The 13,745-nt window shown below is 66.7% G+C and carries 12 protein-coding genes and 1 tRNA gene; all 13 read left to right on the top strand.

Going from position 1 to position 13,745, the window contains the following annotated elements; translation table 11 throughout:
* The first annotated feature begins 61 nt into the window (after positions 1 to 61).
* Positions 62 to 211, top strand: coding sequence for a 50S ribosomal protein L33 (rpmG, locus tag D6718_07000; GenBank protein RMG45634.1), 150 nt, complete (start codon positions 62 to 64; stop codon positions 209 to 211).
* A 30-nt stretch (positions 212 to 241) separates the two neighbouring features.
* Positions 242 to 317, top strand: a tRNA-Trp gene (locus D6718_06995).
* A gap of 50 nt (positions 318 to 367) precedes the next feature.
* Positions 368 to 562 carry a preprotein translocase subunit SecE gene (gene secE / locus D6718_06990; protein RMG45633.1) on the top strand — a complete coding sequence of 65 codons (195 nt, stop codon included), beginning with the start codon at positions 368 to 370 and terminating at the stop codon, positions 560 to 562.
* A 232-nt stretch (positions 563 to 794) separates the two neighbouring features.
* Entirely contained in the window at positions 795 to 1,322 is a 528-nt protein-coding gene (gene nusG / locus D6718_06985) for a transcription termination/antitermination protein NusG (GenBank protein ID RMG45636.1), read from the top strand.
* A 100-nt stretch (positions 1,323 to 1,422) separates the two neighbouring features.
* Positions 1,423 to 1,848 carry a 50S ribosomal protein L11 gene (gene rplK, locus D6718_06980; protein RMG45632.1) on the top strand — a complete coding sequence of 142 codons (426 nt, stop codon included), beginning with the start codon at positions 1,423 to 1,425 and terminating at the stop codon, positions 1,846 to 1,848.
* A 42-nt stretch (positions 1,849 to 1,890) separates the two neighbouring features.
* Positions 1,891 to 2,604: a 50S ribosomal protein L1 gene (locus tag D6718_06975; protein RMG45631.1), complete on the top strand. Its 714-nt coding sequence runs from the start codon at positions 1,891 to 1,893 to the stop codon at positions 2,602 to 2,604.
* A gap of 26 nt (positions 2,605 to 2,630) precedes the next feature.
* Positions 2,631 to 3,155: a 50S ribosomal protein L10 gene (locus D6718_06970; protein RMG45630.1), complete on the top strand. Its 525-nt coding sequence runs from the start codon at positions 2,631 to 2,633 to the stop codon at positions 3,153 to 3,155.
* 112 nt (positions 3,156 to 3,267) lie between these two features.
* A complete protein-coding gene (locus D6718_06965) occupies positions 3,268 to 3,648 on the top strand; it encodes a 50S ribosomal protein L7/L12 (protein RMG45629.1) in 381 nt (126 codons plus the stop codon).
* 165 nt (positions 3,649 to 3,813) lie between these two features.
* A complete protein-coding gene (gene rpoB, locus D6718_06960; GenBank protein RMG45628.1) occupies positions 3,814 to 8,082 on the top strand; it encodes a DNA-directed RNA polymerase subunit beta in 4,269 nt (1,422 codons plus the stop codon).
* Between the two features lie 67 nt (positions 8,083 to 8,149).
* Positions 8,150 to 12,364, top strand: coding sequence for a DNA-directed RNA polymerase subunit beta' (gene rpoC, locus D6718_06955; GenBank protein RMG45627.1), 4,215 nt, complete (start codon positions 8,150 to 8,152; stop codon positions 12,362 to 12,364).
* Between the two features lie 327 nt (positions 12,365 to 12,691).
* A complete protein-coding gene (locus D6718_06950) occupies positions 12,692 to 13,066 on the top strand; it encodes a 30S ribosomal protein S12 (protein ID RMG45626.1) in 375 nt (124 codons plus the stop codon).
* A gap of 24 nt (positions 13,067 to 13,090) precedes the next feature.
* The gene (locus tag D6718_06945) at positions 13,091 to 13,561 is read left to right on the top strand and encodes a 30S ribosomal protein S7 (protein ID RMG45625.1); all 471 of its coding nucleotides are present in this window, start codon (positions 13,091 to 13,093) and stop codon (positions 13,559 to 13,561) included.
* Positions 13,562 to 13,646: 85 nt separating this feature from the next.
* A partial coding sequence (locus D6718_06940; GenBank protein RMG45635.1) for a hypothetical protein occupies positions 13,647 to 13,745 on the top strand: 99 nt, incomplete at its 3' end.

The raw sequence follows: 13,745 nt of genomic DNA, 5'->3' as shown, positions 1-13,745 counted from the left end.
GGGCGGCCCCGGGCGGCGTGCCGGGCGGGCGCGACCGCGGGAAGGGGCCGGCGGAGCGACGATGCGCGAGAACGTGATCCTCGCCTGCACCGAGTGCAAGCGGAGGAACTACACGACCACGAAGAACAAGAAGCTGAAGCCGGACCGGTACGAGTTCAGGAAGTACTGCCGGTTCTGCCGGAAGCACACGCTGCACCGCGAGACCCGGTGAGGGGCGCGGGCGTGCAGCGCGTGCGGCCACAGGGCAGTAGCTCAATTGGCAGAGCAACGGTCTCCAAAACCGTAGGTTGGGGGTTCGAGTCCCTCCTGCCCTGCCACGCGCGGCCGGCCGGCGGTGGCCCGACGGCCGAATGACGGAGTGAATGACATGAGCACCTGGCGGACGTTTCGCACCTTCGTGGAGGACTCCTGGAAGGAGCTCAAACGGACGTCGTGGCCGTCGCGCAAGGAGGTCGTCGGAACGACCGTGGTCGTCGTGCTGTTCACCGTGGTGGTGGCGGCCTATCTGTCGCTCGTCGACTCGATCCTGGCGGCCATCTGGTCGCTCGTGACCAGCCGGTAGGCGGGCGGGGAAGCCGAGGATGAGCGTGGACGCCGAAAAGGATCGGATGGCGCAGGCGGCGGGGGACGAAGGTCCGGCGGCGCCGCCCGGCGGGGAGCGGCCGGAGCACGGCGCGGCGCAGCCGGCCGAACCGGCCGGGTCCGCCCGCGAGGGGGCGGAGCCGGCCTCGCAGGAGGGGTCCGCCGAGCAGGCGTCGCCTCAGGAAGCGTCGGGCGGGGAGTCGGGCTCCCGGATGCAGTGGTACATCATCCACACCTACAGCGGGTTCGAAAACAAGGTCATGCAATCGCTCCGCCAGCGGGCCGACGCGTACGGGATGGGCGACAAGATCGGCCAGATCCTCGTTCCGACGGAGGACGTGGCGGAGATTCGTGACGGCAAGAAGGTCGTCACCAAGAAGAAGTTCTTCCCGGGATACGTGCTGGTGCAGATGGAGATGTCGGACGAAGCCTGGCACGTGGTGCGCAGCACGCCGAAGGTGACCGGCTTCGTCGGGGGCGGCCAGCGTCCCCTGCCGATGACGCAGGAAGAGGTGGATCGGATCCTGAACCAGGTCCATGTCACCAAGGAGCGGCCGAAGCCCAAGTTCGATTATCGGGTGGGCGACACGGTGAAGATCACCGATGGGCCGTTCAGCAACTTCACCGGCGTGGTGGAGGAGGTGAACGAGGACCGGGCGACCCTGAAGGTGATGGTGAGCATTTTCGGGCGCGCGACGCCGGTGGAGCTGGAGTTCCATCAGGTGAAGCGGCCGGAATGAGTGCGGCCGGACCGCGGCGGCGGGCGCTGCGGCCGGCACAACGGACGGGTGCAACCGGGCGGCTTCGCCGCGCGGGGCGGCCCGGAACGGACGTTCGCAAATGGCGAAGAAGGTTGTCGCGGTCGTCAAGCTGCACTGCCCAGCGGGGAAGGCCACGCCGGCTCCGCCGGTCGGTCCGGCGTTGGGGCAGCACGGCGTGAACATCATGGAGTTCTGCAAGGCGTTCAACGCCAAGACCCAGGGCCAGGAGGGGATGATCATCCCGGCGGTCATCACCATCTACGCCGACCGCTCGTTCACTTTCATCACCAAGACCCCTCCGGCTTCGGTTCTGCTGAAGAAGGCGGCGAAGATCGAGAAGGGATCCGGCGAACCGAATCGTAACAAGGTGGGAAAGGTGACGAGGGCCCAGGTGGAGGAGATCGCGAAGCTCAAGGCGCCCGACCTCACGGCGGCCGATCTGGAGGCGGCCGTGAGGACGATCGCCGGCAGCGCACGCAGCATGGGCATCGAGATCGTGGAGTGACCTCGCCCGCGGCGCGGAACCCGATGGAAGGACGGTGCGGAAATGCCTAAGCGCGGGAAGAAGTACCTGCAGGCGAAGAGCAAGCTCGAGCGGCGTCCCTACGGAGTCGCCGAGGCGATCGCGCGGCTCAAAGAGGTCTCCTGGGCGGGCTTCGACGAGACCGTCGAAATCGCCATGCTGCTCGGTGTCGACCCGAGGCACGCCGACCAGATGGTCCGGGGAACGGTGGTGCTGCCCCACGGCACCGGCAAGACCAAGCGCGTCCTCGCGATCGCCGGCGGCGAAAAGTACCAGGAGGCCGAGGCGGCGGGAGCCGATATCGTGATGACCGGCGAGGAGGCGGTGGAGAAGATCTCCGGGGGTTTCCTCGACTTCGATGCCGTGGTGGCGACGCCCGACGTCATGCGGTTCATCGGGCGGTTGGGGAAGATCCTCGGTCCCCGCGGGCTGATGCCGAACCCGAAGACCGGGACGGTGACGCCCGATATCGCAAGGGCGATCAAGGAGATCAAGGCGGGAAAAGTGGAGTTCCGGGTCAACAAGACCTCGATCGTCCACGGCGTGCTCGGAAAGCGCTCCTTCACCGACGAGCAGTTGCTGGACAACTTCGCCGCATTCGTGGGGGCGGTGCAGCGGGCGAAGCCGCCGGCCGCGAAGGGGCGTTACATCAAGTCGGTGCACATCGGCACGACGATGAGCCCGAGCTTGGAGATCGATCTCACCGAGCTGGACAGGATGCAGCAAGAGCGCGCCTGACCGTCCGGCCCAGGGGGCACGAGCCGATGCCGAGAACGAAGCAGCAGAAGCAGCAGGAGATCGACGCGATCCGCGAGGTGTTCGACGGGGCGAACAGCCTGTACCTGGTGAGCCTCACCGGGCTGACGTCGAACGAGATCAACGAGTTGCGGGCGTCTCTCCGCCAGAAGGGCGCGCGGATTCGGGTGGTGAAGAACCGCCTGGCGAAACGGGCGGCCGAAGGCTCCGCCGTGAAGGAGTTGGAGCGCTGGTTCGTCGGCCCCACGGCGGTCGTGTACCACCCGGAGGAGCCGATCTCGGCGGCCAAGGGGCTCGTCGATTTCGCCAAGACGCACCCCGCTCTGGAGATCAAGGGCGGGCTGGTGGACCGGCGCGAGACGCTGGACGCGGACGGCGTGAGGGCCGTCTCGCAGCTCCCCGGCCTGGAGGAGACGCGGGCGATGCTGCTGTCGCTGATCAACGGTCCGGCGACCAGGCTGCTGCGCCTGCTCTCGACGCCGGCGACGCAGCTCGCCAGGGTGATCGGGGAGAGGAGCCGACAGGAGCAGTAGGAGATGCCCCGGCCGGCCTTTCGGCGGATCCGGGGCGAGGAATTCCGAAGACCAACCGGAGGGCGATGCGCCCGGAGCGGCGCCGACACGGCGCCGGCAGGAGAAACGGACGATGGCTGCAGATCTCAACCAGATTGCCGACTCGCTCAGCTCGCTGACCGTCATGGAGGCCGCGGAGCTGGTGAAGATGCTCGAGGAGAAGTGGGGCGTCTCCGCCGCGGCTCCGGTGGCGGTGGCGGCGGTGCCGGGGGCGGCCGCGGGGCCGGCGGCCGAGGAAGAGAAGGACGAGTTCGACGTCATTCTCACCGACATCGGCCCCAAGAAGATCAACGTGATCAAGGTGGTCCGCGAGCTGACGAGCCTGGGCCTGAAGGAGGCGAAGGAGCTCGTGGAGTCGGCGCCGAAGGCGGTCAAGGAAGGCGTCACGAAGCAGGAAGCCGAGGAGATCAAGAAGAAGTTCGAGGAAGTCGGAGCCAAGGTGGAGGTGAAGTAACCGACCGGGTGCACACCGGACGGCCTGTGCGGTTCCGGAAGAGCAGCGCAAGGCCCGCGGCCGCCCCCGGGGCGGCGCGGGCGTCGTGCGCCTTGCGGGCGGCCGGCAACCGGCGCGCGAGTTCTTCCACGACAGCGGCTGAAATCGATCCTTGAGGTGAGCCTGATGGCGATCGCCGGAACGACGCAGAGAACGCGCCACAACTTCTCCAAGATCCCCTCGAAGATTCAGGTCCCCAACCTGATCGAGGTCCAGAAGCGCTCCTACGAGCGCTTTCTGCAGATGTACACGGCCCCCGAGGATCGGGAGGACGTCGGTCTCCAGGCGGTGTTCAAGTCGATCTTCCCGATCGAGGACTTTCGCGAGACCTGCAGCCTCGAGTTCATCAGCTACTCGATCGGAACCTGGGAGTGCAAGTGCGGCGCCCTGCAGGGAATCGAGAAGCTCCGCATGCACTCTCCGCACGCGAACCGGCCGTTCATCGTGCGAAACCCGAAAGCGGCCGAAATCACCTGCCCGTATACCGGCGAGACGATCCCGAACACGCTCGAGGTGTGCGAGGAGTGCGGCGAGCCGGTCGGGTTGAAGTTCAAGTACTCGGTCGAGGAGTGCCAGGAGCGGGGGATGACCTTCAACGTGCCGCTGAGGGTCACCGTCCACCTGGTCGTCTACGACAAGGATCCGGAGACCGGAGCGCGGAGCATTCGGGACATCAAGGAGCAGGAGGTCTACTTCGGCGAAATCCCGATGCTCACGGAGAACGGGACGTTCATCATCAACGGTACGGAGCGGGTGATCGTCTCGCAGCTCCACCGCAGCCCGGGAGTGTTCTTCCAGGCCACTCAGGCCACTCCGGACTGCCAGACCTTCATGGCGAAGATCATTCCGTACCGCGGGGCCTGGGTCGAGTTCGAGTTCGACCAGAAGAAGCAGATCCTCTACGTCCGGATCGACAGGAAGCGGAAGTTCCCCGGGACGGTCTTCCTCCGCGCGCTCGGACTCGCCACCGACGAGCAGATGCTCCGGGAGTTCTACACCCCGGCCGAGATCCTCCTCGAGAAGGACCGGCTTCTGTGGGGCGTCGGCCCGGGCCTCCTGCAGCGCCGTGCGGCCGCCGAGGTGAAGAAGGACGGCAAGCGGCTGGTCACCAAGGGCGCCAAGATCCGGAAGGCCAACTTGAAGCGGCTCGAGGATGCCGGTGTCCAGTACGTGCCGATCGCCGACTCGGAGTTCAAGGGAGCGGTGGCCCTCGAGCCGATCAGCGATCCGGAGACCGGGGAGCTGATCGCGGACGTCAACGAAGAGCTGGACGAGGAGAGCCTCGCGAAGATCCGGGCGGCGGGCATCGAGCGGATCATCGTCATCTTCCCCGAGAACGACCCCGTGGGTCCCGTGCTGCACGAGACCTTGAAGAAGGACACGGTCGGCACGCCCGAAGAAGCGCTGCTGGAGATCTACCGGAAACTCCGTCCGGGCGATCCTCCCACGGTGGACGCGGCGACGAAGCTGTTCAACGCGATGTTCTTCGATCCACAGCGCTACGACTTCTCGCGCGTGGGCCGGCTCAAGTTCAACACCCGGCTGGGCACCAACAGGCCGCTGGACGAGAAGATCCTCCACCCGGACGATTTCTACGCTGTCATCCGGTATTTCCTCAAGCTTCCCCAGGGAGAGGGCGTTCTCGACGACATCGATCATCTGGGCAGCCGCCGGGTGCGGTCGGTGGGCGAGCTCCTGGAGAACCAGTTCCGCATCGGCCTGATCCGCATGGAGCGTGCGATCAAGGAGAAGATGTCGGTCTACCAGGAGATGACCACCGCGATGCCGCATGACCTGATCAACGCGAAGCCGGTGGTGGCGGCGGTCCAGGAGTTCTTCGGCAGCAGCCAGCTCAGCCAGTTCATGGACCAGACGAACCCGCTGTCGGAGGTCACGCACAAGAGGCGGCTCTCGGCGCTGGGGCCGGGTGGGCTCAGCCGGGAGAGGGCCGGGTTCGAGGTGCGGGACGTCCACCCGACGCACTACGGGCGGATCTGCCCGATTGAGACGCCGGAGGGCCCGAACATCGGGCTGATCTCGTCGCTCGCTTGCTATGCGCGCATCAACGACTACGGATTCATCGAGTCGCCGTACCGCAAGGTGGTCGACGGCCGGGTCGTGGAGCACGTGAGGATCACCTACGGCGGCGATTCCGGTTACGAGGTCGGGGATATCGTCACGCAGGAGGAGTTCGAGCGGAAGCGGGCCGAGATCGAAAGGCGCGGCGGAAAGGTGCCCGTGGCGGTCCCCCATGCCTTCTACCTCACCGCTTGGGAGGAAGACCAACACAAGATCGCCCAGGCGAACGCGCGCTACGACGAGACCGGCCGATTCGTCAACGAGAGTGTGACGGCCCGGCACGCGGGGAGCTTCTTGTTCGCGCCTCGGGAGGAGGTGGACTACATCGACGTCTCTCCGAAGCAGGTCGTCTCGGTGGCAGCCGCGCTGATCCCCTTCCTGGAGAACGACGACGCCAACCGGGCGCTGATGGGGTCGAACATGCAGCGTCAGGCGGTGCCGCTGCTGCGTCCCGAGGCGCCGATCGTCGGCACCGGAATGGAGGAGACGACCGCGAGGGATTCCGGGGCGGTCGTGGTGTGCCGCCGCTCGGGGATCGTCGACAAGATCGACGCGACCCGCATCATCGTGCGGGTGACCGGCGAGGAGGGCGGCGAGGACTTCGGCGCCGACGTCTACTCGCTGATCAAGTTCCGGCGCTCGAACCAGAACACCTGCATCAACCAGAAGCCGCTGGTGCGGCAGGGAGACCGGGTGCGCGCCGGGCAGGTTCTCGCCGACGGCCCGTGCACGGATCACGGGGAGCTGGCGCTCGGCCGGAACGTTCTGGTGGCGTTCATGCCGTGGCGCGGATACAACTTCGAGGACGCGATCCTCGTCAGCGAGCGGCTCGTCCGGGAGGACGCGTACACCTCGATCCACATCGAAGAGTTCGAGATCGAGGCGCGGGATACGAAGCTCGGCCCCGAGGAGATCACCCGGGACATCCCGAACGTCTCGGAGGAGTTCCTCAAGGATCTGGACGAGAGCGGCATCATCCGCATCGGCGCGCATGTCAAGCCGGGCGACATCCTGGTAGGGAAAGTGACCCCGAAGGGGGAAACGCAGCTCACGCCCGAGGAGAAGCTCCTGCGCGCGATCTTCGGCGAAAAGTCGGGCGATGTGCGGGATGCGAGCTTGACGACGCCGCCCGGGATCGAGGGGACGGTCGTCGGGGTGCGGGTCTTCGCGCGGAAGGGAACGGAGAAGGACGCGCGGCACCGCGCCATCGAGCAGGAGCAGATCCAGCGGTGGGAGAAGAACCTCAACGACGAGATCCGGATCATCAACGAGGAGAACCGGCGGCTGATCGCCGATCTCCTCGAGGGCGAGAAGCTCCAGTCGCCGCTGGTGGACGCGGCGAGCGGCGAGGTCCGGCTCGAGGCCGGCACCACGCTTACGCGGGAGATCATCCGAGAGCTCGAGACGGACGACCTCCTGCGGCTCGACGTCAAGCCGCGAAGGGCGGCGACGCTCGACGCGATCCGGAAGATCGGCGAGCGCACCCGGAAGAAGATCCAGCTTCTCGAGAAGTTCCATCGCGAGAGGATCGAGCAGCTCGAAAAGGGTGACGAGCTGCCCCCGGGCGTGATCAAGCTGGTCAAGGTCTTCGTGGCGATGAAGCGGAAGCTGTCGGTCGGCGACAAGATGGCCGGACGCCACGGGAACAAGGGTGTCATCGCCCGGATCCTTCCGATCGAGGACATGCCTTACCTTCCGGACGGGACGCCGGTCGACGTGGTGTTGAACCCTCTTGGCGTGCCGAGCCGAATGAACGTGGGACAGATCCTGGAGACCCACCTGGGGTGGGCCGGGAAGGTCCTCGGCCTGCACTTCGCGACACCGGTCTTCGACGGGGCGCGCGAGGGGGACATCAAGAACTTCCTCGCCCAGGCGAATCTGCCGCCGGACGGCAAGACGGTGCTCTACGACGGGATGACCGGGGAGCCGTTCGAGCAACGGGTGACGGTCGGATACATCTATCTGCTGAAGCTCAGCCATCTCGTCGACGACAAGATCCATGCCCGGTCGATCGGGCCGTACTCGCTGATCACTCAGCAGCCGCTCGGCGGGAAGGCCCAGTTCGGCGGGCAGCGCTTCGGCGAGATGGAGGTGTGGGCGCTGGAGGCGTACGGCGCGGCGCACGTCCTCCAGGAGCTCTTGACCTGCAAGTCGGACGACGTCTACGGGCGCACGAAGATCTACGAGGCGATCGTGAAAGGCCAAGGGTGGGTCGAGCCCGGTCTTCCCGAGTCGTTCAACGTTCTGGTGAAGGAGCTGCAGGCTCTGTGCCTGGACGTCGAGCTGATGACCGAGGATGTGGAAGAGGCCGTGTGAACCGGGTTTCCGCGGGGCGGGCCCGGACTCGAATCTGCGCCGCCGGTGAAGCCGGCAGGAGGGCGCTTTGAGCAAGAGTTCGCTGTTCTTCGACAGGGCGAAGACGATCAACGACTTCACGGCGATCCGGATCAGTCTGGCGTCGCCGGAGAAGATCCGCTCCTGGTCGTACGGCGAAGTGACCAAGCCGGAGACGATCAACTACCGCACCTTCAAGCCGGAGCGGGACGGACTCTTCTGCGCGCGGATCTTCGGGCCGGTCACCGACTGGGAGTGCCTGTGCGGGAAGTTCAAGCGCATGAAGCACCGCGGCGTCGTTTGCGACAAGTGCGGCGTCGAGGTCACCCAGTCGAAGGTCCGGCGGGAGCGGATGGGGCACATCGAGCTGGCCTCTCCGGTTTCCCACGTGTGGTTCTTCCACCAGCTTCCGAGCCGGATCGGTCACCTCCTGGACATCTCGAAGCGGGACCTGGAGCGGATCCTCTACTTCGAGTGCTATGTGGTGATCGACCAGGGTGACGTGCCGGAGATCGAAGAGGGTCAGCTCCTGACCGAGGAACAGTACCGGGAGCTGCGCGACAAGTACGGCGCCGGGTCCTTCGAAGCGATGATGGGCGCCGAGGCGATCAAGACCCTCCTGAGCCGCGTGGACGTCGAGCGTCTCGCCGTCGAGCTGCGCGACGGCATGAAGAACGAGACGTCGATCCAGAAGCGGCAGAAGCTGGCCAAGCGGCTCAAGGTCGTGGACGCCTTCCGTCGCTCCGGGAACCGGCCGGAGTGGATGATCCTGGACGTGATTCCGGTGATCCCGCCCGAGTTGCGGCCGCTCGTGCCGCTGGAGGGGGGACGCTTCGCGACGTCCGACTTGAACGACCTTTACCGGCGGGTGATCAACCGGAACAACCGGCTGAAGAAGCTTCTCGATCTGCGGGCCCCCGATGTCATCGTTCGCAACGAGAAGCGGATGCTGCAGGAGGCCGTGGACGCCCTGATGGACAACGGGCGGCGCGGCCGGGTGCTGCGCTCGACCCAGAACCGGCAGCTCAAGTCGCTGTCCGACTCGCTGAAGGGGAAGCAGGGGCGGTTCCGGCAGAACCTCCTCGGAAAGCGCGTGGACTACTCCGGGCGTTCGGTCATCGTCGTCGGGCCGGAGCTGAAGCTGCACCAGTGCGGCCTGCCGAAGAAGATGGCCCTCGAGCTGTTCAAGCCCTTCATCTACAACAAGCTGGAGGAGCGGGGCATCGTCTCCACGATCAAGGCGGCGAAGGAGATGGTCGAGCTGGAGCGGCCGGAGGTGTGGGACATCCTGGAGGAGGTGATCCAGGATCACCCCGTACTGCTGAACCGGGCGCCCACGCTCCACCGCCTGGGCATCCAGGCTTTCGAGCCGCAGCTCGTCGAGGGGAAGGCGATCCAGATTCACCCGCTGGTCTGCACCGCCTTCAACGCCGATTTCGACGGCGACCAGATGGCGGTCCACGTTCCGTTGTCGACGAGAGCCCAGGCCGAAGCGCACATCCTCATGATGAGCCGGCGGAACCTCCTCAAGCCGGCCAATGGCAAGCCGATCACCGTTCCCAGTCAGGACATGGTGCTCGGCGCCTACTATCTCACCAAGACGAAGCCCGGGCGCCAGGCGGAGGGGCGGATCTTCGGGTCGCCGGAGGAAGTGCTCCTGGCGTACGAGAGCGGATACGTGGAGGCGCTCACCCCGATCAACCTGCGGTACACCGGAGAGCTCATCGATCTCACCACGCTGTACGACGACCAGGACGTGACGCGGGCGCCGGTGCAGAAGGTCGAGAACGAGCTCATCAGTACGACGGTGGGCCGGGTCGTGTTCAACGAGATGCTGCCGCCGGAGCTTCCCTTCATCAACGGCCTGCTGAAGAAGCGCGGCCTGCAGGAGCTGGTCAATTTCTGCAGCATGCGGTACGGCCACGACCTCACCATCAAGATGGTGGACCAGCTGAAGGAGATCGGGTTCCGGTATGCCACGAAGGCCGGCGTCTCGATCGGAATCGACGACATGGTGATTCCGGAGGAGAAGGAGAAGCTGGTTGCCGAGGCGCGGGCCGAGCAGATCAAGGTCGAAAAGCAGTACCGGGACGGAGCGATCACCAACGGCGAGCGGTACAACAAGGTCGTGGCGATCTGGTCGGAGGTTACCGACCGCGTCGCGGAAGCGATGTTCGAGCGGATGAAGGAGATCGACCAGGATCCGAACGAGCCCTTCAATCCGATCTACATCATGGCCGACTCCGGCGCGCGGGGCAGCAAGCAGCAGATGCGGCAGCTCGCCGGGATGCGGGGCCTGATGGCCAAGCCGTCCGGCGAGATCATCGAGACGCCGATCACGGCCAACTTCCGCGAGGGCCTGACGGTGGCGCAGTACTTCATCTCCACCCACGGGGCCCGGAAGGGGCTGGCGGACACGGCGCTCAAGACGGCGGATTCGGGGTACCTGACCCGAAGGCTGGTCGACGTCGCCCAGGACGTGATCGTCACCGAGGAAGACTGCCACACGCTCGACGGAATCGAGGCCCGCGCCATCGTCGAGGGCGGCGAGGTGATCGAGTCGCTCCGGGACCGGGTGATCGGACGCGTGGCCCTGGAGCCGGTGGTCGATCCGACGACGGGCGAGCTGATCGTCGACCAGAACGAGGAGATCACCGAGGAGCTGGCGGAGAAGATCCAGCTCGCCGGCATCGAATCGGTCAAGATCCGCTCGGTGCTGAGCTGCGAGACTCCGCGCGGGGTCTGCCGCCTCTGCTACGGGCGTGATCTGGCCACGGGCAAGCCGGTGGAGCTCGGGCAGGCCGTCGGGGTGCTGGCGGCGCAGTCGATCGGCGAGCCCGGAACGCAGCTCACGATGCGGACGTTCCACATCGGAGGGACCGCCAGCGGGCACGTGCAGTCGTACGCCGACGCGAAGAACGAGGGGACGGTCAAGTACCTCAACGTGGAGACGGTGAAGAACCGCGACGGCGATAACGTGGCGATGAACCGGCAGGGGAACCTTCTGGTTCTCGACCGGCGGGGACGGGAGCTCGAGCGTCACGCCGTGACCTACGGTGCCGTGATCCGCGTGAAGGATGGCGATCGGGTCACGCCGGGGACGCGGCTCCTCGAGTGGGACCCGTACACGTTCGCGATCCTCACCGAGGACGCCGGCGTGGTCCACTACCAGGACGTCGTCGAGGGCAGCACCGTCCGGGAGGAGAAGGACGAGGTCACCGGGCTGGAGCACAAGACGATCATCCCCTCCAAGGACGAGTCGCTCACGCCGAAGATCGTGATCAAGCGGGGCAACCGGAAGGTGCGGGAGTACCCGCTTCCGGTCCGATCGATCCTCATGGTGGAGGAGGGCGAGGAGGTCGTGCCGGGCGACACGCTGGCCAAGATCCCCCGTGAGACGACCCGCACGAAGGACATCACGGGAGGACTCCCGAGAGTCGTCGAGCTGTTCGAGGCCCGCGAGCCCAAGGAGCCGGCGGTGATCTCGGAGATCGACGGCGTCGTCGAATACGGCGAGATCGAAAAGGGGCAGCGGACCGTCTACGTCGTGAGCCCGGAGGGCGAGCGCCGGGAGTACAAGATCCCGAAGGGGAAGCACGTCAGCGTTCGCGAGGGCGAGCAGGTGCGGGCCGGCGACGCGCTGATGGACGGGCCGAAGAACCCGCACGACATCCTGAGCGTTTTGGGAGAGCACGCCCTGCAGGAGTACCTGGTGAACGAAATCCAGGAGGTCTATCGGCTCCAGGGCGTGGACATCAACGACAAGCACATCGAGGTCATCGTCCGCCAGATGATGCGGTGGGTGAAGATCGAGGACGTCGGGGACACCGAGTTCGTCCTCGACGAGAAGGTGGACCGCTTCCGGTTCCGCGAGGAGAACGAGCGCGTCGTCGCCGAGGGGGGCCAGCCGGCGATGGGCCGGCCGCTGCTGCTCGGGATCACGAAGGCGTCGCTGTCCACGGACTCCTTCGTGTCGGCGGCCAGCTTCCAGGAGACGACGCGGGTGCTGACGGAGGCGGCGATCCAGGGGGCCGTCGACCGGCTCCGGGGCCTGAAGGAGAACGTGATCATGGGCCGCCTGATTCCAGCCGGGACCGGCGCGGAGGCCTACAAGGGCTACGAGCTGCCGGTGCCGGAGGCTCCGCCGGAGGAGCCGGAGGAGGATTTCCTCGCCCTGGACACCGGTACCGACGAGTCGGCCCTGGCCCAGCTCCTCGCGGGCGGCGCCGATGGCGGGACGCGGCCCGGGGGCGGGGGGAAATAGCCGGAGGAGCTTGACAGCAGGGCGGAGTTCCCCTAGCCTTTCGCCTTTGCGCCGGCAGGCCGCGCTCGGCGCGGCGCCGGCCATCTGACGAACGGCCGGGCCCGCCCCGGGAAGACCGGGGAACCGGCCCGGTACGCGTCGGCAGGCATTCCCGGCGCCGCGGAAGTCCCTCGATACGGGGTCCCACCTGCGCCCCGTGGGAGGGTCCGCGGACGACGCGCCGGGGCGCGCCGGAGGCGCGCGGGAAGAGGCAGCAGGTCAAGCCGAGGACCCCAACAGCGGCCCGGGAGGCCCGTAGGGGGCCCTTCCGGGCGAGCGAGGCGACACGTGCCGACGATCAGCCAGTTGGTGCGCCGAGGGCGCAAGGCGGTCCGGGCCAAGACGGCCAGCCCGGCACTGCAGGCCTGTCCCCAGCGGCGGGGGGTCTGCACGCGCGTGTACACGACCACCCCGAAGAAGCCGAACTCGGCCTTGAGGAAGGTGGCCCGGGTTCGCCTGACGAACGGGATCGAGGTCACGGCCTACATCCCGGGCGTCGGGCACAACCTGCAAGAGCACTCGATCGTGCTCATCCGCGGGGGCCGTGTGAAGGACCTCCCGGGCGTCCGCTACCACATCATCCGGGGGACCCTGGATGCGTCGGGGGTCGAGGGTCGGCGGCAGGGCCGTTCCAAGTACGGCGCGAAGCGCCCGAAGGCGTGATCCGCGGGCGCAGTCGGAGGGAAGATGCCCAGACGCCGTGAAGTTCCGGTTCGACCGTCGCCGCCGGACCCGATCTACGGGTCGCCGATGGTGACGAAGTTCATCAACTGCCTGATGGTGGACGGCAAGCGCACCGTCGCCGAGCGGATCTTCTACAAGGCCATGGAGCGGATCAAGGAGAAGACGGGAGAGGATCCGCTGAAGGTCTTCCAGAAGGCGGTCGACAACGTGCGGCCGGTGATGGAGGTGAAGTCGCGCCGGGTCGGGGGCTCGAACTACCAGGTGCCCGTGGACGTGACCCCGAAGCGGCGCCAGTCGCTGGCCTACCGGTGGCTGATCAGCTTCGCCAAGGCCCGCACCGAACGCACCATGATCGAGAAGCTGGCCAACGAGCTGATGGATGCGGCGGCCGGGCGCGGCGGGGCCGTGAAGAAGCGCGAGGACGTTCACAGGATGGCGGAGGCCAACAAGGCGTTCGCGCACTACCGCTGGTAGCTGCTAGAGAGGGCCCGCCGGCGTGGGCGGGCGAGCGAGACGATGGGCCCGTGGCTCCACGGGGCCGTTGAACGGAGGAGCTCCCATGGCCAAGGCGAAGTTCGAGCGGACGAAGCCGCACGTGAACGTGGGTACGATTGGTCACGTGGATCACGGGAAGACGACGTTGACGGCTGCGATCACG

The sequence above is a fragment of the Acidobacteriota bacterium genome, assembly GCA_003696075.1.
GTDB lineage: Bacteria > Acidobacteriota > Polarisedimenticolia > J045 > J045 > J045.
The sequence above is the reverse complement of the archived record's forward strand: the minus strand, read 5'-3'. Positions and strand labels throughout refer to the sequence as shown.

What these genes read in the sequence shown, in the direction of transcription:
- D6718_06965 (RMG45629.1), top strand. Translation starts at nt 3,268, where the DNA reads ATGGCTGCAGATCTCAACCAGATTGCCGACTCGCTCAGCTCGCTGACC.
- D6718_06970 (RMG45630.1), top strand. Translation starts at nt 2,631, where the DNA reads ATGCCGAGAACGAAGCAGCAGAAGCAGCAGGAGATCGACGCGATCCGC.
- rplK (RMG45632.1), top strand. Translation starts at nt 1,423, where the DNA reads ATGGCGAAGAAGGTTGTCGCGGTCGTCAAGCTGCACTGCCCAGCGGGG.
- rpmG (RMG45634.1), top strand. Translation starts at nt 62, where the DNA reads ATGCGCGAGAACGTGATCCTCGCCTGCACCGAGTGCAAGCGGAGGAAC.
- D6718_06945 (RMG45625.1), top strand. Translation starts at nt 13,091, where the DNA reads ATGCCCAGACGCCGTGAAGTTCCGGTTCGACCGTCGCCGCCGGACCCG.
- nusG (RMG45636.1), top strand. Translation starts at nt 795, where the DNA reads ATGCAGTGGTACATCATCCACACCTACAGCGGGTTCGAAAACAAGGTC.
- secE (RMG45633.1), top strand. Translation starts at nt 368, where the DNA reads ATGAGCACCTGGCGGACGTTTCGCACCTTCGTGGAGGACTCCTGGAAG.
- D6718_06975 (RMG45631.1), top strand. Translation starts at nt 1,891, where the DNA reads ATGCCTAAGCGCGGGAAGAAGTACCTGCAGGCGAAGAGCAAGCTCGAG.
- rpoB (RMG45628.1), top strand. Translation starts at nt 3,814, where the DNA reads ATGGCGATCGCCGGAACGACGCAGAGAACGCGCCACAACTTCTCCAAG.